Source organism: Glycomyces sp. NPDC047010 (assembly GCF_040644205.1).
Classification (GTDB): domain Bacteria; phylum Actinomycetota; class Actinomycetes; order Mycobacteriales; family Micromonosporaceae; genus Glycomyces.
Map to the genome: position 1 here is coordinate 37,985 of NZ_JBEYVY010000002.1, position 23,819 is coordinate 61,803.

Annotated in this window: 25 protein-coding genes and 2 CRISPR repeat arrays; of the genes, 13 read left to right on the plus strand and 12 right to left on the minus strand. The window is 68.1% G+C overall.

Features of this window, described 5'->3' with window-relative positions; genetic code table 11:
- Nucleotides 1-42: 42 nt before the first annotated feature.
- Nucleotides 43-510 (plus strand): GNAT family N-acetyltransferase, encoded by a 468-nt coding sequence (locus AB0A65_RS03615; protein ID WP_359945668.1) that lies wholly within the window; start codon nt 43-45, stop codon nt 508-510.
- Here the strand turns inward: AB0A65_RS03615 and AB0A65_RS03620 are convergent.
- The 5 genes from AB0A65_RS03620 to AB0A65_RS03640 all read right to left on the minus strand — a co-directional run bounded on the left by AB0A65_RS03620 (nt 470) and on the right by AB0A65_RS03640 (nt 6,551).
- Nucleotides 470-724, minus strand: a complete 255-nt coding sequence (locus tag AB0A65_RS03620) for a hypothetical protein (RefSeq protein ID WP_359945671.1) — start codon at nt 722-724, stop codon at nt 470-472. The genes AB0A65_RS03615 and AB0A65_RS03620 overlap by 41 nt on opposite strands.
- A gap of 44 nt (nt 725-768) precedes the next feature.
- Complete coding sequence (locus AB0A65_RS03625; RefSeq protein WP_359945674.1) at nt 769-1,188, minus strand: hypothetical protein; 420 nt, start codon at nt 1,186-1,188, stop codon at nt 769-771.
- A gap of 75 nt (nt 1,189-1,263) precedes the next feature.
- Nucleotides 1,264-1,659, minus strand: a complete 396-nt coding sequence (locus AB0A65_RS03630) for a VOC family protein (RefSeq protein WP_359945677.1) — start codon at nt 1,657-1,659, stop codon at nt 1,264-1,266.
- A gap of 60 nt (nt 1,660-1,719) precedes the next feature.
- The gene (locus AB0A65_RS03635; RefSeq protein WP_359945680.1) at nt 1,720-2,124 is read right to left on the minus strand and encodes a hypothetical protein; all 405 of its coding nucleotides are present in this window, start codon (nt 2,122-2,124) and stop codon (nt 1,720-1,722) included.
- A 200-nt stretch (nt 2,125-2,324) separates the two neighbouring features.
- Nucleotides 2,325-6,551: a putative Ig domain-containing protein gene (locus tag AB0A65_RS03640; RefSeq protein WP_359945683.1), complete on the minus strand. Its 4,227-nt coding sequence runs from the start codon at nt 6,549-6,551 to the stop codon at nt 2,325-2,327.
- Nucleotides 6,552-6,901: 350 nt separating this feature from the next.
- Between AB0A65_RS03640 and AB0A65_RS03645 the strand changes: the two genes are divergently transcribed.
- From AB0A65_RS03645 to AB0A65_RS03675, 7 genes are all read left to right on the plus strand, one after another.
- Complete coding sequence (locus tag AB0A65_RS03645) at nt 6,902-7,909, plus strand: hydroxyacid dehydrogenase (RefSeq protein ID WP_359945685.1); 1,008 nt, start codon at nt 6,902-6,904, stop codon at nt 7,907-7,909.
- Between the two features lie 146 nt (nt 7,910-8,055).
- Complete coding sequence (locus AB0A65_RS03650) at nt 8,056-9,708, plus strand: extracellular solute-binding protein (protein WP_359945688.1); 1,653 nt, start codon at nt 8,056-8,058, stop codon at nt 9,706-9,708.
- A gap of 2 nt (nt 9,709-9,710) precedes the next feature.
- The gene (locus tag AB0A65_RS03655) at nt 9,711-10,682 is read left to right on the plus strand and encodes an ABC transporter permease subunit (protein WP_359945691.1); all 972 of its coding nucleotides are present in this window, start codon (nt 9,711-9,713) and stop codon (nt 10,680-10,682) included.
- Nucleotides 10,682-11,584, plus strand: coding sequence for a carbohydrate ABC transporter permease (locus tag AB0A65_RS03660; RefSeq protein WP_359945694.1), 903 nt, complete (start codon nt 10,682-10,684; stop codon nt 11,582-11,584). Before AB0A65_RS03655 ends, AB0A65_RS03660 begins: the two co-directional genes overlap by 1 nt.
- A gap of 148 nt (nt 11,585-11,732) precedes the next feature.
- Nucleotides 11,733-12,179, plus strand: coding sequence for a hypothetical protein (locus AB0A65_RS03665; RefSeq protein ID WP_359945697.1), 447 nt, complete (start codon nt 11,733-11,735; stop codon nt 12,177-12,179).
- 23 nt (nt 12,180-12,202) lie between these two features.
- On the plus strand, nt 12,203-13,147 hold the full coding sequence (locus AB0A65_RS03670; protein WP_359945700.1) for a hypothetical protein: 945 nt from the start codon (nt 12,203-12,205) through the stop codon (nt 13,145-13,147).
- Between the two features lie 46 nt (nt 13,148-13,193).
- A complete protein-coding gene (locus AB0A65_RS03675) occupies nt 13,194-13,763 on the plus strand; it encodes a hypothetical protein (protein WP_359945703.1) in 570 nt (189 codons plus the stop codon).
- Nucleotides 13,764-13,786: 23 nt separating this feature from the next.
- Here the strand turns inward: AB0A65_RS03675 and AB0A65_RS03680 are convergent, their stop codons facing one another.
- Together AB0A65_RS03680 and AB0A65_RS03685 are read right to left on the minus strand one after the other, a co-directional pair.
- Nucleotides 13,787-14,269 carry a hypothetical protein gene (locus tag AB0A65_RS03680; protein ID WP_359945706.1) on the minus strand — a complete coding sequence of 161 codons (483 nt, stop codon included), beginning with the start codon at nt 14,267-14,269 and terminating at the stop codon, nt 13,787-13,789.
- A 157-nt stretch (nt 14,270-14,426) separates the two neighbouring features.
- Nucleotides 14,427-14,828 (minus strand): hypothetical protein, encoded by a 402-nt coding sequence (locus AB0A65_RS03685; protein WP_359945709.1) that lies wholly within the window; start codon nt 14,826-14,828, stop codon nt 14,427-14,429.
- Between the two features lie 148 nt (nt 14,829-14,976).
- Here AB0A65_RS03685 and AB0A65_RS03690 point away from each other — a divergent pair, with 148 nt between their 5' ends.
- The gene (locus tag AB0A65_RS03690; protein WP_359945712.1) at nt 14,977-15,822 is read left to right on the plus strand and encodes a hypothetical protein; all 846 of its coding nucleotides are present in this window, start codon (nt 14,977-14,979) and stop codon (nt 15,820-15,822) included.
- 29 nt (nt 15,823-15,851) lie between these two features.
- Complete coding sequence (locus tag AB0A65_RS03695; RefSeq protein ID WP_359945715.1) at nt 15,852-16,550, plus strand: hypothetical protein; 699 nt, start codon at nt 15,852-15,854, stop codon at nt 16,548-16,550.
- Between the two features lie 68 nt (nt 16,551-16,618).
- On the opposite strand, the gene AB0A65_RS03700 is transcribed toward AB0A65_RS03695, so the two are convergent.
- Nucleotides 16,619-16,936 carry a hypothetical protein gene (locus tag AB0A65_RS03700; protein ID WP_359945718.1) on the minus strand — a complete coding sequence of 106 codons (318 nt, stop codon included), beginning with the start codon at nt 16,934-16,936 and terminating at the stop codon, nt 16,619-16,621.
- Nucleotides 16,929-17,219 carry a hypothetical protein gene (locus tag AB0A65_RS03705; protein ID WP_359945721.1) on the minus strand — a complete coding sequence of 97 codons (291 nt, stop codon included), beginning with the start codon at nt 17,217-17,219 and terminating at the stop codon, nt 16,929-16,931. Before AB0A65_RS03705 ends, AB0A65_RS03700 begins: the two co-directional genes overlap by 8 nt.
- Before the next feature lie 354 nt (nt 17,220-17,573).
- Here AB0A65_RS03705 and AB0A65_RS03710 point away from each other — a divergent pair, with 354 nt between their 5' ends.
- The 3 genes from AB0A65_RS03710 to AB0A65_RS03720 all read left to right on the plus strand — a co-directional run bounded on the left by AB0A65_RS03710 (nt 17,574) and on the right by AB0A65_RS03720 (nt 19,628).
- Nucleotides 17,574-18,407, plus strand: a complete 834-nt coding sequence (locus tag AB0A65_RS03710; RefSeq protein ID WP_359945724.1) for a Scr1 family TA system antitoxin-like transcriptional regulator — start codon at nt 17,574-17,576, stop codon at nt 18,405-18,407.
- A complete protein-coding gene (locus AB0A65_RS03715) occupies nt 18,382-18,570 on the plus strand; it encodes a DUF397 domain-containing protein (RefSeq protein ID WP_359945727.1) in 189 nt (62 codons plus the stop codon). Before AB0A65_RS03710 ends, AB0A65_RS03715 begins: the two co-directional genes overlap by 26 nt.
- Nucleotides 18,571-19,256: 686 nt before the next feature.
- Entirely contained in the window at nt 19,257-19,628 is a 372-nt protein-coding gene (locus AB0A65_RS03720) for an HXXEE domain-containing protein (protein ID WP_359945730.1), read from the plus strand.
- A 4-nt stretch (nt 19,629-19,632) separates the two neighbouring features.
- Nucleotides 19,633-20,635: a CRISPR direct-repeat array (repeat unit 28 nt; unit sequence GGCTCATCCCCGCGGGTGCGGGGCTTGC).
- A 222-nt stretch (nt 20,636-20,857) separates the two neighbouring features.
- Here AB0A65_RS03720 and AB0A65_RS03725 read toward each other — a convergent pair.
- The 3 genes from AB0A65_RS03725 to AB0A65_RS03735 all read right to left on the minus strand — a co-directional run bounded on the left by AB0A65_RS03725 (nt 20,858) and on the right by AB0A65_RS03735 (nt 22,812).
- A complete protein-coding gene (locus AB0A65_RS03725) occupies nt 20,858-21,343 on the minus strand; it encodes a SitI3 family protein (RefSeq protein ID WP_359945733.1) in 486 nt (161 codons plus the stop codon).
- A gap of 175 nt (nt 21,344-21,518) precedes the next feature.
- Nucleotides 21,519-22,001: a SitI3 family protein gene (locus tag AB0A65_RS03730; RefSeq protein ID WP_359945736.1), complete on the minus strand. Its 483-nt coding sequence runs from the start codon at nt 21,999-22,001 to the stop codon at nt 21,519-21,521.
- Complete coding sequence (locus AB0A65_RS03735; RefSeq protein WP_359945739.1) at nt 21,991-22,812, minus strand: hypothetical protein; 822 nt, start codon at nt 22,810-22,812, stop codon at nt 21,991-21,993. The genes AB0A65_RS03730 and AB0A65_RS03735 overlap by 11 nt, the downstream gene beginning before the upstream one ends.
- Nucleotides 22,813-22,994: 182 nt before the next feature.
- Nucleotides 22,995-23,752: direct repeats of the CRISPR family, unit length 28 nt; unit sequence GGCTCATCCCCGCGGGTGCGGGGCTTGC.
- Nucleotides 23,753-23,819 lie beyond the last annotated feature (67 nt).

Consider the following 23,819-nt stretch of genomic DNA (forward strand, 5'->3'; position numbering starts at 1 on the left):
AACCGTTTCGGGTGACCGTGCGTGTCGGCCTAGACTCGCGCCATGACTGAGACCCGCAGCGCCGGCCCCGGCGACATCGACGAGCTCGTCCGGTTCCGGGCGGTCCTGCTCTCGGAATGGTTCGACACGTCCGATCCGGAGTGGCGCGCGATGACGGCGGCGGCCCTGGCCCGGCGGCTCGTGGAGCCCTCCCCGACGATGCACGCCGTGGTCGTGGACGCCCCGGACGGCTCGGGGCGCCTGGCCTCGTGCGCGATCGGGACGGTGAGCGAGCGGCTGCCGAACCCGCGGAATCCTTCGGGCTTGTACGGCTGGGTGTTCAACGTGGTCACCGAGGACGAGTGGCGGCGGCGCGGGTACGGCCGGGCGTGCATGGACGCGCTGATCGAGTGGTTCCGCGCCAACGGGGTCGGGACGGTGGAGCTGCTGGCGACCGACAAGGGGCTGGGCCTGTACGAGCAGCTGGGGTTCACGGTGTCCGACGAGCCCGCGATGCGGCTGTCGACCTGATCCGCCACCAGATCCACAGCACGAGGGCCCCGAACGCGACGGGTGCGGCGGCCGGTCCCCACCACGCCCAGTTGGCGGCGGCGAGCGCGCCGGTGAGGGAGGGTTCGGGGGCATCGGCGCAGGTGCCGACGTCCCCTGTCGCGTCGACGTGGAAGCAGTCGGCCTCGACGGGCCCACCGGTCCCGACTCCGGTGACGATTCCGTACAGCAGCAAGGCTGCGAGACATCCGAAGACAAGCAGAGGAAAGCGCAAGGGCCTCAGTCCTCGACGCTGAACGACGGCGGCTTGAACCACCCGGAGGCCCCGAGCGCGAGCAGCAGCAGGATCGCGAACGCCAGCGCGGCGAGCACGAGCGCGGGCAGGACCAATCCGATGAGCGCGACGACCACGAGTCCGACCATGGCGGCGATGCGGGAGCGGGAGATGCGGCCGGTCTCGTCCCGCACGGCGATCAGGTTCCCCACCAGGTAGACGACGGGCCCGCCGACCACGGCGAGCACCGTCAGGGCCCCGGCGCTCCCGAACGGCTCGGCGACGACGAGCGCCGCCCCGACGACGGTCGCCACGGCCCCGACCCCCATGAGCCCCAACGCCGCGCCACGGGTCCCGGTCCGGTACAGCCGCCACAGCACGACGACCGTGGCGAGCCCGACCGCGACACCGACGACAACCCCCACGCCCGCCCCACCTCCCGCGCTCACTGTGGACCCCGCCATCCCCCGATGCTATCCCCCCGTCCAGCCCGGAGAGCCCTAAAGGAACAGGCAGAAGGGGTGGCCGGCGGGGTCGAAGAGGACGCGAACGTCGTCCTGTGGCTGGTGGTCGGCGAGGCGGGCTCCTTGTTCGACGGCGTGGGCGACGGCGGTGTCGAGGTCGTCGACGTGGATGTCGAGGTGCTGGGTGGCATGGGGGCGGCCGGGTCGGGCGGGCCAGACGGGGGGCTGCCAGTGCCGCTCGTACTCGAAGTTGAGGGTGGGGCCGTCGCCGGTGCGGACCTGGGCCCATCCGGCTTCGTCGGGTTCGCCGGGGCGGGGCGGTTCGCTGACGGCGACGGGGACGCCGAGGAGGCGGGCGTAGAAGTCGGCGAGGGCGCGCGGGTCGGGGGCGGTGACGGTGATGGAGGTCAGCGTGAGTCGTGTCCCGGTCATCGGCCGAGGGTAACGCCGGAGGCCCCGGCGCGGGTGCGTCCGGGGCCTCGTCGGGGGCGGTCACGCGTTGAGGGCGTCGGTGATCTTGCGGGTCATGTCGGCCATGGTGGGGCTGGGTTCGCCGCGGTGGGCGCGGTTGGCGGCGGCGAGGGCGACCGTGATGGTGCGGCGGAAGTTCTCGGCCTCGGCGGGGTCCTGGGCTTCGAGGAGCTTCACGGAGTCGGTCAGGGCGGGGAGGACCTGGTCGGCGAGGGCGGCGGAGGACTTGGCCTGGAGCTTGAAGTCGCGCTGCTTCTCGGCGAGGACGTGGCCGACCGCGCCGGTGGCGGCCGTGAGGGCGAGGGAGCCGTCGGTGGCGACCTTGTGGGCCGATCCGGCGATGCCCGCGTAGGACATGAGGGTGACGGCGCCGAAGGCGGCGGTGCGGATGGTGGACTTGTCCTGGGCGGTCAGTTCGACGGTCATGGTGTTGCTCTCCTGGTTGCGGTTTCGTTCGGCGGCGGTGGTTTCGACGATAAGCCGGGTGTCGTCGGCATCGGTCGTGTTCCGCTCATGTCCGCAACTATCGGCGCGGCCGCTGACAGGGCGCTGACATCCCGCTGAACCGAGGACACGGCAGGGCCCCGGCCGCTGTCAGCGGCCGGGGCCCTTTTTGTCGAGCAGTGTTATGCCTGTTCAAGGCCCTCAATAGCGGCGGCGAGCGCTTCCGCTGCCGCGTCGACGTCCGCCTGGGCGGCGTCCGCGCCGACCGCGGCGGCCGTGTCGCGGGCCGCGGTCAGGGCCGTCCAGGACGTGGGCGTCCAGTCGGCTTCGGCGAGGTCCGCGGTCTCGTCGAGGAGGAGTTCCAGGCCGGTGCGGTCGGCGACTTCGACGAGGAATTCGACTTCGGCGAGGTTGGTGTTCCCGCTGGGGGCGTTGACGCGCAGCGCCCCGTACTCGACGGCCGCGGCGAGGTCGATCGTGTTCCAGCCCGCGCTCGCCGTGGTGGCGGTGGCGAAGGTCGTCCAGGTCGCGCCGCCGTCGTTGGAGCCCTGGAACTGGACGCCGACGGCCCGCGACACGTGGGTCGAGCGCGGGTGGAACCGCACGGTCTCCACGGTGAACGCGGTGTCGGCGCCGGGCAGGACCCGCACCCAGCCGCTCGCGGTCGTGGTGTCGGTGTACGTCGCGGTGTCGCCGTCGAAGAGCGCCCAACCGTTGGCGGCGGCGTTCTTCGTGCCGTCCCAGGAGGCGGTGCTCGCGACGACCCACGACGCGTCCACTGTGGCCGCCTCGGTGACGGCCGGGTCTTCGAGGAGGCCCCAGGCGTCGAGGAGCCTGCGCGCGAGCGCGGTCTCGTCGGCGCCTTCGGCATCGGCGGCGGTCTTGACAGCGTCGAGTTCGCGGGCGAACAGGATCGCCGAGGCCCGCGAGTGCGCTTCGAGGTCCACGGCCTCGGCCCGGGCCGTGATGGTGTCCAGGTCGAGGTCGAGGCTGCCGAAGACGCGCAGTTCCGCGATGTCGATGAGCGCGCCGTTCGACACCCGCAGGTACCGGTAGCCTTCGGCGCCTTCGGCATCGAGGCCCTGCCAGGACAGGGTCTTGACCGTCGGGTCGGTGAGCCGCGTCCAGGAGTCGAGGTCGTTCGAGCCCTCCAGGACGAGGTCGGCCATGCGGATCATGCCGTTGTTGTCCTGCCGCGCGAGGAAGTCGGCGCGGTCGAGCGTGAGGCCCGCGCCGTCGCCGAAGTCCCAGATCAGCGTCGACTTGCCGTCGACGGCGGGCACGTCGCTGAACGTGGCGGCGTTCCCGTCGAGCATCGCCGCCGAGTGCGGGGCCTTTGCGGTGTCCGGTTCGCCTGCGGCCGTGACGACCTGGGCGGCGGACAGGTCCACGAGGTTCCGCTCGTCGGAGCCGTAGAGGGCGGTCCCGTCGGTGGAGCCGTGCACGGTGGCGGCCGCGGTGCCGTCGGCGGTGGTGTGCTCGATCGCGAGGTCGAGCGCGCCACCGCCGTCGAGGTCGCCGAGGACGCCGGTGGCGGTCCAGTTGCGACCGTCCTCGGAGGCCACGGTGAGCGGCTGGCCCGCGAGGGAAGCCGAGACGCCGGTGATCGCGGTCGGGCTGGTGAACGCGACGTTCACGGTGTCGCCCGCGGTCACCCTGCCCGCCAGCGCGTCAGGGGACGCGACGGTGGCGGTGGTGATGGTCCCGGGGACCTCGCTGCGTTCGCCGCCGATGCGGAACTCGCCGATCGACCAGATGCCCGGGTAGGCCGGGTCGGTCGGGATTCCGGGCTCGTCGAGCTGGACCTTCAGGTACCGGTAGGCCTCGCCCGCGTGCTCGGCGACGACCGGGATCGACTCCCAGCGGCTCGTCTCCGTGGTCGGGCGCTCGGTGAGGAGTTCCCAGGTGACGCCGTCGATCGAGCCGTACACGTTGGTGCCCTGCGAGCGGTTCGGGAACAGCGAGCGGGCCTGGAACGCGAACGACTCGGCCGAGATCCGGTACTGGGTACCGAAGTCGAGCGTGAACGAGCCCGACCGCAGGTCCCCGTGGTGGGAGGTGTTGTCGCCGTCGGCGAGCGCATCGACCGCGGCGGCGTTGATCCCGCTGGGGGTCACGGCGTCGGAGTAGTCGAACGTGTCGTCGGCGAGCTGCGGGTTGAGCGGCACGAGCGCCTTGATCGCGTCGAGCAGGACGGCCATGGCGTCGTTGAACTCCGCTTCGGTGCCGTGGCGGGCGGCGTCCTTCGCCGCGTCGCGGGCGGCCTCGAACGGCTCGTGCGTGACCGTCGTGTACTCGGTGCGGCGGTCGGTGCCGTGCTTGACTGCGTTGTCGACGGTCTGCTTCCGGTTGGGGGACACCACGAGTTCGACGGTGCGGGCGGCCACGGACTCGCCGTCGTCGGCGACCACCTGGATCTCGTAGGTGCGGGTCTCGCGCTTGGCGGGCTCCCAGGTGAGGACCCCGGTGGCGGCGTTGAAGTCCGCGCCGCGGGGCAGGCCGTCGACCGAGTAGGCCACGGTCCCTTCGGCGTCCGTGGCGGACAGGTCGATGACCGCCTCGTCCCGGGCCGTCAGGAAGTAGGCGTCCTGAGTGGAATTGAAGACGGGCGCGGTGAGATCGGTGGCGCCGGAGAGGGTCACCGAGTCGAGGTCGACCGTGGTGCCCTCGGCGCCGGTGAGGCGGTAGAAGTTGACGTTCTGGCCGCCCGCGGGGTACGTGACGTACCGCCATTCGCCGCCGGTGTCCGGGAGTTCGAGCGCCGCGAGCGTTCGCGTCGGCGCCTCGTCGGGGTTGAGGCCGCTCGCCTCCTCCTTGTAGAGCACTTCCAGGTCGGCGGGGCCGTCGCTGCGGAACCGCAGGCCGATGCGGGCGTTCGCGCCGTACATCATGCGCCCGACGACGCTGGTCGTGCCGTCCTCGGAGAGCGAGGCGCGCGCGAAGGTCGCGCCGTCCTCGGTCACAAGCTCGGTGCCCGCGTCGAGGGCCAGGCCGGCGTCGGCGAACGACAGCTGCGGGGTCTCGGGGAGCGGCGCGGGCTCGGTCCCGGCGAGGGACTCGGGGAACGCCACCCAGTACTCGGGGTTCTTGTCGCCGGGGGCCCAGAAGTTCGCGACTCCCGTGCCGTACCAGTAGTACGGGCCGGTCATGCGGTCCGAGAGCTCGGCGAGGTACGGGGCCTCGGCGGCGACGTCGACGCCCCGTTCGAGCGCGTACTCGTAGTACAGCTCGTTGACGGGGTTGAACAGGCGCCCGCGGTACGCCTGGGCGATGGTGACGCCCTGGCCGGTCTCGTCGATCCACGGCGTGGGCGCGCCCATCATGAAGCCGTAGAACGCGTCCGCGCCGTCGAGGAGCCGCTGGTCGAGGAAGTCGTACGCGGACACCGCGTCCGAGTCGTCGGAGACCGTCCCGGCGGTCGGGTCCACGGTGGTCCCCTGCACTTCGAGCATCCGGGCGAGGCCGGTGAAGTTGTCGATGTTGCACTCGCCGTGCGCCTGGTCGCGGCCCATCTCGCGCATCTGCACGAAGTCGGTGCCGTACGGGTTCAGCGGGTCGTCGGCGTCGATGAGCGGCAGCAGCGGCGCCAGGGCGCCGTTGTCGTACGCGGTGTCACCGGAGTTGACGGTGAACCACTCCACGCCCGTGGCGTACGCGTCGGCGTCGTCGGCGTAGATCGCGGTCGCGATGCGCCCGAACAGGCCGAAGTTGTGCTGGTTCATCCAGCGCTCGTTGGAGAACAGGAACGTCTCCACCACGGGGTCGGCGAAGTTCGTGAGCAGGTCCGCGTCGTCCTCTTCGGACCAGACGACGTCGTACCCGCCGTACTCGCCGGGCGTGTCGTCGTCCACCGGCTCGGTGGCGCGGATGATCTCCGCGGCCATGAGGAACTGGTACAGCGGGTGCCCGGTGTGGATGTGGGCGTCCGCGAAGTACGCGTACTTCGTGGGGTCCATGTTCGCCCAGGTCCGCAGGGCCTGGATCGCGTTGCGCCGGTACACCTCGTCGCCGGTGATCGTCCACATGAGCGCCTGGGTGAGCGCGCCGAAGGAGTCGTTGGTCTCGCGGTTGCGCATGCCGACCTGCACGAAGGTGGGGTCGAGCGGCGCGTCAGGTTCGGCGGCGGACTTGGAGTTCGACGCCCGGTAGGTCGTGGACGCGAACGAGGTGTCGGCCATCGCCGCGAAGTAGGAGGCCCAGGGCTCCTGGCCCGCGCGGGCCATCTCCTGGGCGTTGCGCAGGTCGTCGGCGGTCAGGCCGACGCCCGGGTGGACGAACCCGGCGTCGCTGACCGTCTCGTTGACCGCGACCACGTGGTCGGTGAGGAGGTCGTCGTAGTCGGCCGCCTGCGCCTGGGCAGGCAGCGAGAGCATGCCGAGGCCCGTGGCGAGGGCGGCGCCGGTCGCCAAGAGGCGCAGGCGCTTTCGGTGAGGGACATGCCCCGATGCACGTCTTTCCAATGCACTGTCCTTCCGGATATCAGCATCCATCTATGCGGACGATAGCGGTTGCACGGGCCCGAATCAAGGAGGTGACAGATAACGGTCTCTGCACAATCGGGCGTTTCCGGGAGATGCCACTCGTGCGGTTATCGAATCGTTATGTTCCCTGAATGGCTCCGCTAGCTGGAAGATCAGGCCCTAACTACGGCACGACTACGCCCGGGCATGGGGATTCGTCGATGACGGAGGCTCGACAAGCCGTCAAGTGATCCCTAATCTAGAAACCGATATCTATCCGGCCGACAGAAGGACCCCGCGTGGCTGACCGACCGAGGGCGCTGCTCGCCATGAGCCCCGAGTTCCTCCCCCTCCTGTTCCCCGACCCCCTCATGCGGCGCCTGCGCGACGCCCTCGACCTCGACCCGGGCCTGGTCGCCCAGGACTTCGCCGACCCGGCCGTGCAGCCGGTGTTCGCCGAGGCCGAGGTGCTCGTCTCCAGTTGGGGCGTACCGCGGCTCGACGCCGAGGCGCTCGCGAAGGCGCCGCGGCTGCGGGCCGTGCTGCACGCGGCCGGGACGGTGAAGTCGATCGTCGCCGAGGAGGGCTGGGCGCGGGGCCTGGCGGTCTCCTCGTCCTCGGGCGCGAACGCGCTCCCCGTCGCCGAGTACACCCTCGCCTCGATCCTCATGGCCGGCAAGGGGATCTTCAACCTCCGCGAGGACTTCCGGACGCAGCGGTCGTTCACGCTCGGGCACGTCCACCCCGAGGTCGGGAACTTCGGGCGCACCGTCGGCATCGTCGGCGCGTCCAAGATCGGCCGCCGCGTCATCGAACTGCTGCGGCCCTTCGACTTCGACGTGCTCGTCGCCGACCCGTACCTGGACGAGGCCGAGGCCGCCGAGCTCGGCGCGGAGCTCGTGGACCTCGACTCGCTCGTGGCCCGCTGCGACGTCGTCAGCGTCCACGCCCCCGACCTGCCCGAGACCGCGAAGCTCATCAGCGCGGAACGCCTGGCCGCCATGAAGGACGGCACCGTCGTCGTCAACACCGCGCGCGGCCGCCTGGTCGACACCGACGCGCTCACCGCCGAGGTCGCCGCCGGGCGCCTCTCCGCGGTCATCGACGTGACCCACCCCGAGCCGCTCCCCGCCGAGTCGCCGCTCTACGACCTGCCGAACGCCTTCGTCACCCCGCACGTCGCGGGCTCCCACGGCAACGAGCTCTCCCGCATGGGGCTGTTCATGGTCGAGGAGGCCGAGCGGTGGGCGCGGGGCGAGGACCTGGCCCACCGGGTCGACCCGTCGACGCTGTGGCGGCAGGCGTGACCCATCCATAGAAATCGTTATCTCTCTTAACATTCCAGTAAGACAGGGCTTGAGATTGACCGGTCTCCATATCTAGTGATACCGTTCTCTATCCCGTGACCAGCAATATCCCTCACCAGTATCAACGTTGATCAAGGAGGCCCCTCATGGCCGAATTCTCCCGCCGCCGGCTCCTCGGCGCCGTCGGCGCCGCCGCCGCGGCCGCGACCGTCGGCTCCACCGCCGCCTGCTCCGACAACGCGCGCGGCGCCACCGGCGGCGACTACGACATCCCCACGTTCCAGGCCGCCCCCGAACTGGACGTGCAGCCGTACTTCACCAGCGAGACAGCGGGAATGGAGTCGGTCTACACCGAGCCGGTGCAGACCTTCTTCAAGTCCGTGGAGCGCGGGCCCGCCTCCGGCGGCACCGTCACGAGCTTCCAGCTCACGTGGGGCGACCCCTCGACCCCGCTTGAGGACAACCCGTACTGGCAGGAGCTGAACGAGCGCCTGGGCGTCTCCTTCGAGCCGCAGTTCGTGCCGCAGCCGGTGTTCGACCAGAAGTTCGCGACGATGCTCGCCTCCGGCGACGTCCCTGACCTGGTGTTCGTCAACGACCAGTCCGCGGTGAACCTCCAGGGCATCCGGGACGGCGCGTTCGCCGACCTCTCCGAGACCCTCTCGGGCGACAACATCCTCAAGTGGCCCAACCTGGCCGCGCGCAAGGAGGAGATCTGGAAGGCGAGCCTCAAGGACGGCCGCATCTACCAGGTCCCCTCGATCGTCTGGGCGCTCACCAACCTCCCCACGGTGCGCACGGACCTGGTGGGCCAGACCAGCGTCGGCCTCGCTCCCGCGAACGCGGACGAGCTGCTCACCGTGCTCAAGGAGGTGACGGCGCTCGGCACCGGCCCCGGCGGCCAGCAGGTCTACGGCGTCAACAAGTACGAGCCCGTCATGTGGCGGCGCCTGTTCAAAGTCGGCCCCGACTGGCAGCTGAACGGCGACGGGGACCTGGTGCACGCCACCGAGACCGAGAACTACAAGGCGATGCTCGAATGGCTCGCGCAGGCGTGGGCCGAGGGCGTGTTCGACCCGGTCGCGATGACCACCAACCCCGCCGACATCATCTCCGGCTCGGCCTTCGCCTGGGAGGCCGTCTCCGGCACGTTCACCACCCCGGACGGCCTGGCGCTCAAGCAGCACGACCTGCCCGGCGCGACCTGGGACTACTTCGGCCTGCCGGGCTTCGACGGCTCCGAGCAGCTCGTGGTCCGCAACATCCCCTACGGACGCTCCACGTGCGTCTCCGCGAAGGCCGCCGAAGACGAGGAGCAGCTCCACCGCATCCTCGACGTCCTCGACTACTTCTCGGCCCCTTACGGTTCCGAGGAGGCCCTGTTCATCGGCAGCGGCATCGAGGGCCGACACTACGACTTCGACGAGAACCACATCCCGATCGCCACCGGCGACTTCCCGACCGAACTGGGCGTCCAGTACGTCGCGGTCGTCTCCGGCGACAACTCCTACCGCGGCCACCCGAACCAGACGCCGTGGGCGGAGTCGTTCTCGCAGGTCATGGAGTCCATGGCGCAGAACTCGATCGACCGTCCGCTGACGGGCCTCGAAGGCGCCTCCGACACGTTCGTCGCCAAGGGCGCGCAGCTCCAGACCCTCTGGGACGACTACGAGCGCGGCGTGGTCACCGGCCGCGAGTCCGCGGGCGACCTGGAGTCCTTCGTCTCCAACTACATGTCGCAGGGCGGCACCCAGGTGAGGGACGAGTACACGCAGGCGCTCAAGGACGCGTCCGAGTGAGCGTGAACATCGCTGAAAGCCCCGAGGCCCGCACCGCGCGGGCCCCGGGGCCCACCCCGCTCCCGAAGCGGAAGGGCTCACTGCGCCAGCGGATCTGGCGCGAGCGGTGGGCCTACACGTTCATCGTCCCGGGCGCGCTGTTCTTCCTGGTGTTCGCGTACGTCCCCATGCTGGGCAACGTGGTCGCGTTCCAGGAGTACACGCCGTTCCGCGGCATCGACGGCTCCCCGTGGGTCGGCTTCGCGAACTTCACCGCGATCTGGTCCGACCCCGAAGTGCTCATGGCCCTGCGCAACACCCTCATCATCGCGGTGCTGCAACTGGTCTTCGCCTTCCCCGCGCCGATCGCCCTTGCGCTGCTGCTGAACTCGCTCCTGTCGGACCGCGTCAAGCGCATGGTCCAGACCGTCGTCTACCTGCCGTACTTCCTGTCCTGGGTCATCGTCATCTCCGTGTGGCAGCAGGTCCTCGGCGGCGGCGGCCTCATCGCGAACCTCTTGGGGGACATGGGGGTGAGCGGGTTCGACGCGATGACGAACGCCGACACCTTCAAGCTCCTCGTCGTCGCGCAGGTGGTGTGGAAGGAGTGCGGCTGGGGCACGATCATCTTCTTCGCGGCCATCGCAGGGATCCCCTCCGAGCGCTACGAGGCGGCCGCGATCGACGGCGCCACCCCGTGGCAGCGGACCTGGCACATCACGCTGCCGGCGCTCGTCCCGGTCGCGACGCTGCTGCTCATCCTCAACATCGGGTCGATCCTGACCGTGGGCTTCGAGCAACTGCTCCTCCAGCAGCCGATGGTCGGCGCCGAAGCGGCCGAAGTCCTCGACACGTTCGTCTACTTCCGCGGCGTGATGGGCGGCCAGTGGGGCATCGCGACCGCCGCCGGGCTCCTCAAGGGAGTGATCGGCACCATCCTGGTCCTGTCCGCCAACAGGATCGCCAAGCGCCTCGGCGGAGAGGGGATCTTCTGATGACCGCACTCGCACAGCAGCGCCGCCACGGCGCCCCGTGGATGAGCCCGCCCTCCCCATGGGTGCGAGCCGTGAAGGCCCTGGTCATCGCCCTGATCGTCATCACCATGCTCTACCCGCTGGTGTACGTCATCGCGATGAGCTTCGCCTCCCCCGCCCAGGCCCGCGCCGGGGTCTTCTTCCCGACCGAGTTCTCCCTCGACGCGTACCGGGCGATCTTCAACGGCGGCACCGTCACCCAGGGCCTCCAGAACTCGCTCTTCATCACCGTCGTCGGCACCGTCCTGTCCCTCACGGCCACCTCGATGCTGGCCTGGGGCCTGGTGCGGACCCGCCAGGTCCCGGGGGCGAAGGTCGTCCTGGTGATGATCCTGGCGACGATGTTCTTCAGCGCCGGGATCATCCCGAACTTCATGCTCATCAAGTACCTCGGCCTCCTGGACTCCACCTGGTCCCTGATCATCCCGGGCCTCATCTCGGCCTTCAACATGATCGTCATCAGGAACTTCTTCCAGGGCCTCCCCGAGGAGCTGATCGAGGCGGCGCGCATCGACGGCGCGGGCGAGTGGCGGATCTTCCTGCAGATCGTCCTGCCGCTCTCCAAACCCGTGCTCGCCGTGATGGGCCTGTTCTACGCGGTCGGCTACTGGAACACGTACTTCAACGCGCTCCTCTACATCAACGACTCCGAGAAGTGGCCCATCCAGGTCGTCCTCCAGCAGTACGTCCTCGCCGGCGTCCAGATCCCCGGCGCCACCCTCCCCGGCGACGCCCCGCCCCCGCCCGGCGTCACCCTCCAAATGGCCGTCATCGTCCTCGCCACCGTCCCCATCCTCGTCGTCTACCCGTTCCTCCAGCGCTACTTCACCTCCGGCGTCCTCACCGGAGCCATCAAAGGCTGAATAGGGCTGAGACCCCAAGGGGCCGAACGCATCCGCGTCCGGCCCCTTCCGCATACCCGTCTCAATACCCCTAACCAGGGCATTTCTACGGTAACCTGGTGTGACCGAGCAACAACGCGACTCCCGACTGACCCCCAGGAGCCCCCGCATGCCCGACTCCCCCGGCTCCGGCGGCCAATTCGCCGCCGACCTCTACGAACTCTACGAAGTGGCCCAGAACGACCTGCGCCCTTTGGCCGAGCAGTACAGCGAGTTCTCCGCGAAGCTCCAGCAGTCCTCCGGCTACAACCTGGATCCGGCTCCCGTCGCGGGAACCGTCTTCGGAGGCATCGGCATCTTCCGCTCCGGCTCCGCGATCCTCGCCCTCCGCGACGATGTGCAGTACGCCTTGGCGAAGAGCAGCGAGAACGTCGAAAGCGCGGCATCGACACTCATCGGCGTGGCGGAGAGCTACGCCGATGCGGACGACGAGACCCGATCGGACTTCGACGCGTTCATTGCCGAGGACTTCCCCGACGGCGAGACGCCGAGCCCGCCCCACAACCCGGTCTACCCGGGCGGCGAACGGTCCGGCGGCCCCGTTTCCCGCGACTGACCCGATCCTGGAGGGAGATTGAAATGATCGAGGTTCTGACCGCCGAAGAGGTCGACGCGAAGCTGTACGACCTCGCCGTCAAGGCGAACGAATTGCAGGCCCTCGAAGCGGCGGTCGCCGCTTGGAACCCGGTGGCCGCCGCCGCAGCGGCTGTAGGCACAGGGTTGCCCTTCCAGGCGTATTACGACGCGGCGATCGAATCGCAGGGCGGGGTCATCTCCAGCGGCGACTACCCCGAGCTGCGAACCATCCCCGAGCTCTGCCGCAACATCTTCAGCATCGACGCCGAGCAGTTCCGAGGGGCGACCGAGCTCCTCGACGGAGTGGCCAGCGACATGGCCGACCTCCAAGGGGCGCCCGGCAACGTGCTGACCAAGATCGGCAACTGGTACGGCGACGCCGCCGAGGCGTTCGAGGAGTACTTCTCCGGATATGAGGGCGCCCAGGCACGACAGGCCGAGCTGCTCGCGGCGGCGGTCAATGCGTGCGGCTCGATGGCCTCGATCGTCGAGGTCTCCCAGGAGTCGATGAGCAGCCTGCTCACGAATGCGAACGACCTCGCCGACAAGATGATCCAGAACTACTGGGACACCCAGGAGGCCATGCAGAACACCATGACCCTCGTGGTGCTCGGCGTGATCGCGGCGGGCCTGAGCGCTGGAGCCGCTGTGGGCGCGCTGGCACTCGTCGGCAGCATCGGCGGCGGCGTCTCCGCGCTCGCAGGGGGCATGTACTCGTTCCAGGTGAGCGAGGTCGAACTGTCCGCGCAGAACCTGAACACGCTGCTAAACGACGTCTGCACGGAATTCTCCAAGGTCGAAAGCGCGATCCGACATGCCGACGACGAGATCTACGACGCGATCGACTCGCTCCGCAGCGGATGGACGATGCGCGAGGTGGCGATTCCGGCCCCGCCCGGCACCGACGAGGCGGACATAGAGAGCTTCCACCATGCGTCAAGCCTCTAGCGCCGCGCCGGTTCCGCAGGGATGGGAGCCCGGGTCCAACCGGCGAATGCTGATCGTCGCGGCGATCATCATCGCGTTCATCCTGCTGCTGGCCTCGTATCCGCTGATCAAGTGGCTCCAGATCGACTACCGGTTCGCGGCCCCCGACTCCTGGGCCGAGTCGTGCCTCGGCGGCGGCGACGCCGCGGACGAGTACCTGGATTGGGGGGATGCTGGAGCTCCTGCGCCGGACGTCTCCCGGCTTGAGCCCTCCTACAACTCCTATGTGTGCCAGTGGAGGTGGCAGGAAGGCGAATCCAAGCAGGAACTCACGATCGAGATCGAGGTCAACGATGACGACGTGTACGAGCCGCGGCCCCCTGGCGATGGCTGGAGCACCGACTACGAGTCGCTGAACGGCTGGGAGCACGGCACCTGCCAGAAGCGGATCGGCATCGTCACTCACCCCGAGTACCAGTGCACCGCCTCCGACAGCAACCTGCTCCTCACCGTCTCGAATCGGAACCTCTCTGAAGGCACCGAGAACGAACCGAAGTACTTCGGCCCGAACGGGAAATCTGTGGAGGACTTGACGGTCGAGCTCGGGGAGCTGGTTCGGGAGACGTTTGCGCGGTGAGCGGGAAGAGCGACGTCCTTGGCTCATTCCGCGTTGAAGGCGTTGCCGAGGCCGGTCGGGCTAGGGCCGCGGCGTCTGGTGATGAGGAGGACGACGAGGGCGATGACGGCGAGGCCGGCGGCGGCTATGCCGATGATCTGCCACAGGCTGAGCGGCGGGGTCTTGGCAGGGACGGTCTCGAAGTCGGCTTCGGAGTCGACAGCAGGGAAGTCGGCGGGGACGAGCATCTCGTCGCCCGTCTCGAACAGCTCGTTGTTGCGCTGGAAGTCCTCAAGGCTGGTGTAGTCGTCGCCGTTCTCGTCGACGATCGCGATCGTGCGCTCCTCGGTGCAGACGAGGAAGACGACCGACTCGTCCCAGTCCTCCGAGTCGGCGAGGTCGACCAGCAGGACCTGCGAGTACGTGGCCCCGGGTTCGTCGCAGGAGGTCGTCTCGCCGGGCGCGCCGCAGCCCGCGAGGAAGGCGAGGGCGGGCAGTGCGGCCGCGAGGCTTCGCAAGGCGGGCATGTGCGTCTCCGTTCCTGGGGCACTTCGACTCTCCCAGAATGCGGCACGGATACCGGGACCCCTCCCGCCAAAGGGTGAATACGCGTTTCGCCGCCGTGCCATGAGGACCCGGGGGTCCTGCGGCACGGCGGCGGGTGGTGCGGTTCGGCGTGGGGTGTTACGCGGCGAGGGCCTCGTTGATCTTGCGGGCCATCTCGGCGAGGGTGGGGCTCGGCTCGCCCTTGTGCGCCCGGGTGGCCGCGTCGATGACGACCGCGATCGTGCTGCGGAAGTTCTCGGCCTCGGCCGGGTCCTGGGCCTCCAGGAGCTTCACGGACTCGGTCAGCGCGGGGAAGACCTCGTCGGCGAGGGCCGCGGTGGACTTGCCCTTCAGCTTGGCGCCCTTGGCGGAGGCGACCACGTGGCCGACGGCGCCGGTGGTGGCGTTCAGCGCCAGGGCCGCGTCGGTGGCGACCTTGTGGGCCGACCCGGCGATCCCGGCGGCGGCGAGGAGGGAGACGGTGCCCCAAGCGGCGGTGCGGATGGTGATCTCGTCCTGGGCGGTGATGTCGACGGTCATTTCGTGCTCCTTCAAGCGGTTCGTTTTCTCGGCGGTTCGCCTTGATGTGAGAACTATCGGCCGACCGCCTGACACGCCGCTGACACCGCACTGACATCCCTCACGACCTGCTAATTCACGCCTGGCACCGCTCGCATACACTCCAGCGATGGGACTTCCGGGACCGCTCGCCGAATGGGCGCGCAAGGTCGATCACGCCGAGCGCGAATGGGGACGCCGGGAAGTCGACTCCTGGGCCCGCACCGCCGAGTTCTCGCACCCCTTCAGCTGGGGTGAGGCCGAGGCCGCCGTGCTCTCGCGCGAGTACGGGCGCCTGCCCGGCTCCGGCGTGGCGCGCCTGCTCGGCGTCGTCGGCTGGACCGTGGTGGTGCTCTTCGCGATCCCGCTGGCAGGGGCGCCGCTGATCGGACTCGCCCTGGTCGCGTTCGGCGTCAACGAGAGCAGCACGGACGCCGCGCAGGGCTGGTTCTCCCTGTCGAACTTCGCCTTCGTGGTCGCGACGCTCTCCGCGATCACGACGTTCACCCTCTGGTGGGAGACGCGCCGCCGCAGCACTCCGGTCTTGATCGTCAACGCGCTCAACATGGTCGGTTCGACCGCCGCGATCATCATGTTCGCCGTCTCCCCTGCCACGGCCGAGTCCTGGCTCCCGGTCCTGATGCCCGCGTCGGCACTGATCAGCGCCGTCACGCTGGTGCTCGGCCTCGCCTCGAAACCCGAGGGCCGCACGAACAACCGCAAGCGGCCCCGCAAACCGCCCCGCCGCGGCCCGCGCAGCTCCGACAAGCGGGCCCGCGCGATCCGCGCACGCGGGCGCCTGCTGGAGGTCGTCGTCCACCGCGGCCTGGTCAAGCTCGACGAGGCCGACCTGATCCGCGTCGGAGAGTTCCCCCTCGGATACTGGTCCGAGCTCGACGGCCTCGACGAGCGCGAATGGCGCCGAGTGCTCGAACGCCGCCACACCGGCTGGCGCGACTTCGGCCCGCAGACCTGACGACCGGCGGATACCAAGGGAGACCGGCGATGCCGAAAGCCGCGGCGATACAGCCCAACGAGTGGGCGACCACCCACCCGAACTTCGAGGGCTTCGACATCGAGAGCCTGAACCGCGTCGTCACCGACTACGCCTACGTCGAACTGACGCTGGCCAAGCGCTGGTACCGGCGTACGGGCCTGGGCCGCGCGTGCGCGGTGATCGGGCGGATCTTCACCGTTCTGGGCCTCATGGCGGGTGTCGCGCTGGCGCTGGCGATGCTCTCCATTCCCGATGCCGAAGTGCTGCTTCCCATCGCGTACATCGGCTCGGCCCTGACCTGCGTCGCGGTGCTCGGTTTCCTCGTCCCCTGGGCGCTGACGCCGTACCGGCAGTGGGACCGCACGCTGTGCGGCATCTCGGTGATGATGATGGCGGCCGCGGTGCTGTCGCTCGGATCGGTCCTCTTCAAGGACATCCCGGACAAGCCCCTGTGGACGCTGCTCGCACCGCTGATCGTGCTGCTCCTCCTCACGATCGGCGCCATCGTCGCGGACGTCCGGTTCCGCACCACCGGCAAACCGCCCGCGGTCGACCTCGACTCGTTGTCCCCGGACGAGCTCGACGTGCTGTTGAAGGTGCGCCACCGGGCCTTGCGGATCCTGCGCACGCGCAACATCGTCGCCTACGCCGACTTCCGGCAGTTCGACGAGTCCCCGCTCGACACGCCTCCAGCAACCAACGCCTAAGGGAGCCAAACGAAGTGGCCCGGCCGGGAGCCCACCTGCTCCCGACCGGGCCGTTGGGGAGGGCAAGGTCAGCCGGTATCGGGGTTGTCGATGAGGGCCTTGCAGCGCTCCATGATCCAGTCGCACCACGAGTCGCCGAGCCAGGTCGCGGCCCATTCGGGGAGGTCTTCCGGGTCGTCGGTGAACCGGCAGCATTCACGGGCGCCGGCCCCGTCATCGACGTCCAGCAGGTACGCGATCATCTTGTGCGCCCGGCCGGGATGGTCGGGCCCGAGCCGGTACAGCGTGAACACCGCCGGCCCCCTCCGGAAGTCCCCCAGGTACCCGTCGACGCCGGGCTTCCCGTCGGACCGGAGGTTGTAGGGCCCTTCATCGCCGCTACCCATCGCAAAACCGCGCCGCGCCCACGATGCGCCTGCCGCGGTAGAAGACGCGGAACGCCTGCTCCTCAAGCCAGATCTTGTCCTGCGGCTTGAGCCGCGCCCAGTACTGCCCCCAGCTCGCCTTGAGGTCGCCGGAGTTCAAGCCGGAGATGACGAGCACGATGTCCTCGCGCGCTCCGGCGATCACCTGAAACGAGTCGGGTGCGTCCGCACTCGACGCGCGGACCGTATAGCTCCGATAGTCGTCTCGGAACGAGCCCCGCACCAATTCGGCCTCTTCAGCCATGCTCGCCCTCCATTCGGGAGTGTCGGATATCCGATCGAGCGGCGCCGGAAGGCCGCCGCTCACAAGAGCGTTGACCCGGCCTCCCGGCTTTTCCCACCAGACAGGAGCCGCTTGTGCGACCCCCGTGACTCCAAGTTAGGCGACGTTTCCGCTGGTAGCAACCCGACACGACCTGCTACTTCTTCTTCCGGAACACCTCTCCAAAATTTTTCCCAAAAATTTTCGGCGCCCCTTACCCCTCAAATTCTTTGCGCCGCAGCCCCTTACCGCAATGACGCTGGTTTCGCAATAGGACCTCATATGTCATCATGATTGGCCAGCAGCGCTTTTCCCACCAAATGCGGGGTACATCTCATGGCCAAACCGACGCTCTCGAACTGGTACGGAATCCGGGACCTCACCGACTGCATCATCGACAGCGAGAAGTCGATAGCGGAGGTCGCTCAGGCACTCGACATGAGTCCTGGGACTATCACCAACTGGCTGAAGGGAAAGGGGCAACCATCAGTCGGCGACGTCCGCGAGATCATCACCCAGTTCGGTGGCGCGGACGAGGAGCGGATCCTCCACGTGCAGAAGGTGGTCCGCACCAAGAAGGCTGACCAGACGGGATTGGAGTTCGATCCGAGGTTCAACATGATCCTGTTGGAGAAGGGCGAGCGCCATTACAACTACACCTTTGTGTGGGAGCCTGATACGCTCCCCGGCCCGTTCCAGACCGATGCCTTCCACTTCAAGGTTCTCCAGCCCCTCGATGGAACGACCGACGAGAGGGCAAAGTTCGGCCGCAAGGTCAAAGAGCGCCGCGCCACGGGTCTCCGGGGGCGTACTGACCCGTTCAAATCTCAGATCGTTCTCGGAGAACCGGCTCTGCTCTGGCTGCGCGAGCTCGAAGCGGGCGACCGAGGCGACCAACTGGAGCTCCTGCGCGAGTGGAACGCACTTGCCAATTTCGAGCTCCGCGTCATGGCAAGGCCGCACACCCTTCGCGGACATTTCGTGCTCTTTCTCCCAGCGGGAAACCCGGCCGCAGGCCCGGCCTTCGTGTTCACCGAAATCCGAGATCGAACCTCATGCATCGAGGAAGCAGAGCGTGTGAAGTTGTACCATGGGCCGATCGAGCCGAACTGGCGTCGTGCAACACCACTGGAGGAGTATCTCGATGCAAAGCGCGACCGCTTGGCGTAAGAGCACCCGCAGCGATGCCACCAACAACTCCAACTGTGTGGAGGCTCGTTCCGAATCCGGCACCTTCCAGGTCCGCGACTCGAAGCTCGGTCAGGTCTCCCCCGTGTTCGATCTCGCGACCGCTGATTTCGTCGGCCTCCTCGACGCCGCCCGGCGCGGGTAGCGCGTCCCCCATTCCGCGAGTAAGGGGCCCATCCTTCCGGATGGGCCCCTTACTCGTGCCTGCTAGATGGCATTGTCCATATAAGACTCGAAGACACGCCGCGACTGGGGGTTGACAAAACCAAGAACCACTCCTCATGCTTGCACCGACACGTTCCGTGAACATGTCGCACCAACTTCACATAAGGCGTTCATCAGAAGCGCCGCCCAGTGGCCCATAGCTACCAACTTTGTCCACCGGGCGGCATGACACAAGGAGAGTTACTTCCAATGTCGTTCACGACAGTACCGCAGTCGACGCTGCCCGAAAACCGCCCGACACCCACCCGGATGACCCTTTCGGGGCACCAATTCCGGACCGCCCCGTACGACGCCTTCGACCCCGGCCCGTGGCTCTGGCGAGCCGACGCCGCCTACCAGCGCGACCCCCGCACAGGCCGTCACCGACGAGACGAAGCCCCGGACCCGCTCCCCGGTGCACCCAGCCACCACCAGGTAGTCGTGATCCGCGACCTTGCCTGGTCCCGCTTCCTCGAATCCTCGGCCCCACTGGCCCAAGCCCACGTCTCCACCCGGCCCTCCCGTCCCCCACTCCGTAAACGCCTCACCCGGGCCCTCCGCATAGCCGTCAAAATCCTCCGCGGCGCCCCATCCCCAACCCCCGCCCATCCCCGTTAGCCTTGCCCCATGCGAAAAGGCTGGGCGTGGACGGTATTCGGCGCCTTCGCGCTCCACAACCTCGAAGAAGCCCTCACCGCCCCCGCCTTCTTCGACAACCTCCCGCCCAGCCTCCCCCTCCCCTGGCCTTCACCCGCCGCCTTCCAAATCGCGACCACCGTAGTCACCTTCCTCGGCCTCGCTCTGGTGCTCTTCGCCATCCGCCGAGACCGCACCTGGCCCGTGACCCTCCTCGCCACAGTCATGCTCATAAACGTCGCCATCCCCCACCTCCCCCTCGCAATCCTCAACAACGGCTACGCCCCCGGAGTCGCAACCGCCCTCCTCCTCAACCTCCCAATAGACCTCCTCTGGCTAACCAAACACCGCAAACCCAAATAACCCCAACAACTCCCCGCGGGTGCGGGGCTTGCTGGGGCTTTACCGGCAACCAGTGGTCCTACCTGGGCTCATCCCCGCGGGCGCGGGGCTTGCAACGGGACTGTTGACGACTCCCGGACGGGGACGGGCTCATCCCCGCGGGTGTGGGGCTTGCGACCCCAACGCGTGGCCGCGTCGTACGTGGTGGGCTCATCCCCGCGGGTGCGGGGCTTGCGAGGGCGTCGGCGGCGTCTCGGCATGGGACTTGGGCTCATCCCCGCGGGTGCGGGGCTTGCCAACCCCTTCCATGCGGTCCGCATCGGCCTAGGGGCTCATCCCCGCGGGTGCGGGGCTTGCGCGTTCCCAGCCTGCATGGTCTGCTCGCCCTTGGGCTCATCCCCGCGGGTGCGGGGCTTGCTGCCCCGACCCGGCGATCTACTCCGGCGAGGAGGGCTCATCCCCGCGGGTGCGGGGCTTGCGCGTTCGCGCTGACCCTCCTCGGCCTGATCACAGGCTCATCCCCGCGGGTGCGGGGCTTGCCGTCGCCCTCGCCTACGTGGAGATGGCATGACCGGCTCATCCCCGCGGGTGCGGGGCTTGCGGGGGCAACATCCTCGCGCTCATCCTCACCGCGGGCTCATCCCCGCGGGTGCGGGGCTTGCTTGGTGGGGACCGGGGCGCGTTCTTGCCACAGGGGCTCATCCCCGCGGGTGCGGGGCTTGCGTGGTCTATCCGGGCAGGAGCCCGCGGAACTTCGGCTCATCCCCGCGGGTGCGGGGCTTGCAAGCGCTACACCGACGTCGTCAAGCTCGCGAACGGCTCATCCCCGCGGGTGCGGGGCTTGCCTGTTGGAGCCGATGAAGTCGGCGCTGATGGAGGGCTCATCCCCGCGGGTGCGGGGCTTGCGTTGATGGCGCCTTGGAGGCCGTCGATCCCGTCGGCTCATCCCCGCGGGTGCGGGGCTTGCCGCAGCAGCGTCGCCGCGCCGTAGATGTGGGCGGGCTCATCCCCGCGGGTGCGGGGCTTGCACTTCGTCATCAGGCACTCTAGCGCCTCTGCATGCAAAAGCCAATCACCGACCATTGTGGCATTTTGAACGACGTGCGATTCTGGCTGGTGATCCTCGCGTGGGTGGAGCCTTCGCTAAGTCTGACGAACTTGGTCGATGAGACGAAACGGATATCCGTGCTGAAGCTCAGCGTATGACCCATTCCGATCGCCTCCTACTCGTTCTAGACGCGCCGAGTTCCTCAGAGCAGTACCTGGTCAATCTCGCGAACGGTGTACTTAGCAAGCAGTGCATCCAACACACCGTCTCGGTTATAGTCGGGCCCGCTCAAGCGCTCATCCAGGATGATCCCATCCTCACCGAGCCTCTGCAAGTAGATCTCTTCTCCCTGGAAGGTAAAGAGGCCCTTCGCTTGTGGGAAATCCTCGAAGAACTGAGCCGCAGCCTCCATCAGTTCAGCGAAGATTCGCGCATCGTGGTCCTCGGTGAGAAACTTCGATGGATGGAAGAACAGCGTCAGAATTTCGGTTACGCCGCCGAGCAACTCGCTCATCTCGGGGTCATGGTCGACACTCGTCCGTAGAACACCAACGCGTAGCTCGCTGCCCCGGGCAACACCATCCGGATCGCTATATTCACGATCACAGGCCAGAAGCTTCGCTAAATATTCAAGCGCGGCCCGTTCAGGAAGCGCCGACGAAGCGATCAAGTTGTATTCGATCGACATTCGACTGAACCTCTGATTCCCATGGATGGAATTGCTCGACGAGACCTAGCCTGATGATCTTGATTTCATCCCCGCCGGAGGCGGGGCTTGCCGCTGTCGGATTCCGGCCACTCGTTGGCGAGTCAGCTCATTCCTACGCCTGGGTCGTGCACATCCGGGTTACGCGCTAACGGTGTCAGAGCAGCACCTGGTCGATCTCGAGTACCGGGTACTTGGCGAGTAGATCGGCAAGTGTGCCGTGTCGGTTGTCGCCGCCGGGTTCGCGGAGCCGCTGGTCGAGCTCGATGCCGCCGTCGCCGAGCTTTTGGACGAGGATGGTCTCGAAGTTGTAGGCGAAGACGCCGTTGGCGTCGGGGAACTCCTCCAGGAAGCGCGTGATCGCGGTCAGCAGATCGCGGACGACATGGGCGTCCCCCACGTCGCCGAGATTCTTGGCCTGGCGGAAGGTGATCGACAGGATCGCCTTCACGCCCCCGAGCATGGCCGCCATCTCAGGGTCTTCCTCGGCGGGGACCATTGAGACCGTGGCCTGGAGCTCGTCACTGCCCGCGCGATGATCGGTGTAGCGCCGCTCGAATCCGAGCGCCCCGGCAAAGTAGTCGAGTGCGGCCCGGTCATCCAATACTGGGGACGCGTCGAAATGGTACTCAATCGCCATCCGAGTCGACCTCCGAATCCCACGGGTAGAATTGAGTCACTTTGCCGCCCTTGACGATCTTGATCTCACGGAGCCTTCGGATCGGGGACCGCTCAAGACGAGCCCGGATCTCCGCAGGGCTGGCGCCGGACGCGTCGAGATTCAAGACTATCCGGTCAGCCTGCTGGTCTTCCCCGCCTCGCCCGACCTTCTCGCGAATGGCGGTGTGGATGGTGCGGGTGCTGCTGCCTCTCGGGGAGTAGCAGTCCCAGATTTCCCCTTGAATCAGGTAATCGGGGTTCTTGCCGCTCGAAGTCGTCGCCGGGTTCTGCTCGATGTCGTATCCGGCCTCAGCCAGCACCTTCGCGGCCTCGTTCTCTCGGCGAAGGTCCTCCTTGTTGGAGGCCGTGCCCTGGAGTTCAGTGGGCGGCCCACTCGGGCGTCGATCAGGGTCGGGAGCGAACCGGGGACGAGTCACGTCCCCGTGTGAGGGCTCTGGCGCGGGCGGAGGAGCGGCCGTTGGCGGTGCCCCTGGTGGATTGCCACCACCGCTTCTTGAACCCCCACCGAGGAGGGGGCCGGCGATGTAGGCGCTCATGGACTGGTCGCCTGCTGCCATGAGCGCGCGGGCTTCGTCGAGCTTGTCGAGCCCGGCCTGCCACTGGCCGATGCCTTCCGCGACGAGCGGGTTGCTGGAGTCAATCGTCGCGTCCCGCACCTGGCCGAGCGCGCCCTCAATCTGGTCATGCGCGCTGGAGAGCTCGGCCTGGGCCTCGCGGTTCTGTTCGCTGAGCGCGTTCAACTGTGCGATCAACTCGGAGAGCAGCGACACACGGGGCTCCAATGATGGGCCGAGAGGTTGCTCCATCGTAACCGCAGTCAGCAACACCTTCTCTAACTCCGTTGTGCCCCAGGCTTTCAAGCAACCGCCACGGAAACAATGCTCGATGGATCAACAGCCCACCCCGCAGATGGGGCTCGCTTGCGGTATCTACTCCGCATCGCCGTCGCCAAGGAGCGACCCCGCGGGCGCGGGGCTTGCCGGTGCGATCATCACGGGGTGGATACGCGCTCGGGCTCATCCTCGCGGATGCGGGGCTTGCCGCTGCGCAGCCTGGGACTTCTGGAACAGCCTGGGCTCATCCCCGCGGATGCGGGGCTTGCACGACCCGCTGGGTCACCCTGGAGTCGGGCCGGGGCTCATCCCCGCGGGTGCGGGGCTTGCGTGTTGTATTTAGTTAGTTGTCTACTCGACAACGGCTCATCCCCGCGGGTGCGGGGCTTGCTCGTCGAGGAGGATCGGGTTGATGAGCAGGCGGGGCTCATCCCCGCGGGTGCGGGGCTTGCACGCAGTCCTTGGGCTTGGAGAGGTCGTACGCCGGCTCATCCCCGCGGGTGCGGGGCTTGCCCGCCGCCCCCGCCGCCGATCACCGTCACCGGCTCATCCCCGCGGGTGCGGGGCTTGCACCGGGTCCTTGCCCATGCTCACGCCCGGATCAGGCTCATCCCCGCGGGTGCGGGGCTTGCCGCTGGGCGCACATGCTCGGCTTCCGCGGCCACGGCTCATCCCCGCGGGTGCGGGGCTTGCAGCGTGTGCGGCGGCGGCTCGAAGTGGCGCGTGGGCTCATCCCCGCGGGTCCGGGGCTTGCCATGAGCAGCGACGGCTACCAGCCCACCCACGAGGCTCATCCCCGCGGGTCCGGGGCTTGCCCGACGACGACCATTTGCTGGCGACCCGGGTGACGGCTCATCCCCGCGGGTCCGGGGCTTGCCGCTTCTTCATCAGGGGTGCCGCGACCGCATTGCGCGCAGTCCGATCACTGACCATTGTGGTTTCAA

Coding starts and splice junctions, on each gene's coding strand:
- AB0A65_RS03685 (WP_359945709.1), bottom strand. CDS start 14,828: ATGACCGTCGACATCACCGCCCAGGACGAGATCACCATCCGCACCGCC.
- AB0A65_RS03720 (WP_359945730.1), top strand. CDS start 19,257: ATGCGAAAAGGCTGGGCGTGGACGGTATTCGGCGCCTTCGCGCTCCAC.
- AB0A65_RS03660 (WP_359945694.1), top strand. CDS start 10,682: ATGACCGCACTCGCACAGCAGCGCCGCCACGGCGCCCCGTGGATGAGC.
- AB0A65_RS03635 (WP_359945680.1), bottom strand. CDS start 2,124: ATGACCGTCGAACTGACCGCCCAGGACAAGTCCACCATCCGCACCGCC.
- AB0A65_RS03710 (WP_359945724.1), top strand. CDS start 17,574: ATGGCCAAACCGACGCTCTCGAACTGGTACGGAATCCGGGACCTCACC.
- AB0A65_RS03665 (WP_359945697.1), top strand. CDS start 11,733: ATGCCCGACTCCCCCGGCTCCGGCGGCCAATTCGCCGCCGACCTCTAC.
- AB0A65_RS03690 (WP_359945712.1), top strand. CDS start 14,977: ATGGGACTTCCGGGACCGCTCGCCGAATGGGCGCGCAAGGTCGATCAC.
- AB0A65_RS03630 (WP_359945677.1), bottom strand. CDS start 1,659: ATGACCGGGACACGACTCACGCTGACCTCCATCACCGTCACCGCCCCC.
- AB0A65_RS03725 (WP_359945733.1), bottom strand. CDS start 21,343: ATGTCGATCGAATACAACTTGATCGCTTCGTCGGCGCTTCCTGAACGG.
- AB0A65_RS03615 (WP_359945668.1), top strand. CDS start 43: ATGACTGAGACCCGCAGCGCCGGCCCCGGCGACATCGACGAGCTCGTC.
- AB0A65_RS03650 (WP_359945688.1), top strand. CDS start 8,056: ATGGCCGAATTCTCCCGCCGCCGGCTCCTCGGCGCCGTCGGCGCCGCC.
- AB0A65_RS03695 (WP_359945715.1), top strand. CDS start 15,852: ATGCCGAAAGCCGCGGCGATACAGCCCAACGAGTGGGCGACCACCCAC.
- AB0A65_RS03730 (WP_359945736.1), bottom strand. CDS start 22,001: ATGGCGATTGAGTACCATTTCGACGCGTCCCCAGTATTGGATGACCGG.
- AB0A65_RS03680 (WP_359945706.1), bottom strand. CDS start 14,269: ATGCCCGCCTTGCGAAGCCTCGCGGCCGCACTGCCCGCCCTCGCCTTC.
- AB0A65_RS03675 (WP_359945703.1), top strand. CDS start 13,194: ATGCTGATCGTCGCGGCGATCATCATCGCGTTCATCCTGCTGCTGGCC.
- AB0A65_RS03705 (WP_359945721.1), bottom strand. CDS start 17,219: ATGGCTGAAGAGGCCGAATTGGTGCGGGGCTCGTTCCGAGACGACTAT.
- AB0A65_RS03715 (WP_359945727.1), top strand. CDS start 18,382: ATGCAAAGCGCGACCGCTTGGCGTAAGAGCACCCGCAGCGATGCCACC.
- AB0A65_RS03670 (WP_359945700.1), top strand. CDS start 12,203: ATGATCGAGGTTCTGACCGCCGAAGAGGTCGACGCGAAGCTGTACGAC.
- AB0A65_RS03700 (WP_359945718.1), bottom strand. CDS start 16,936: ATGGGTAGCGGCGATGAAGGGCCCTACAACCTCCGGTCCGACGGGAAG.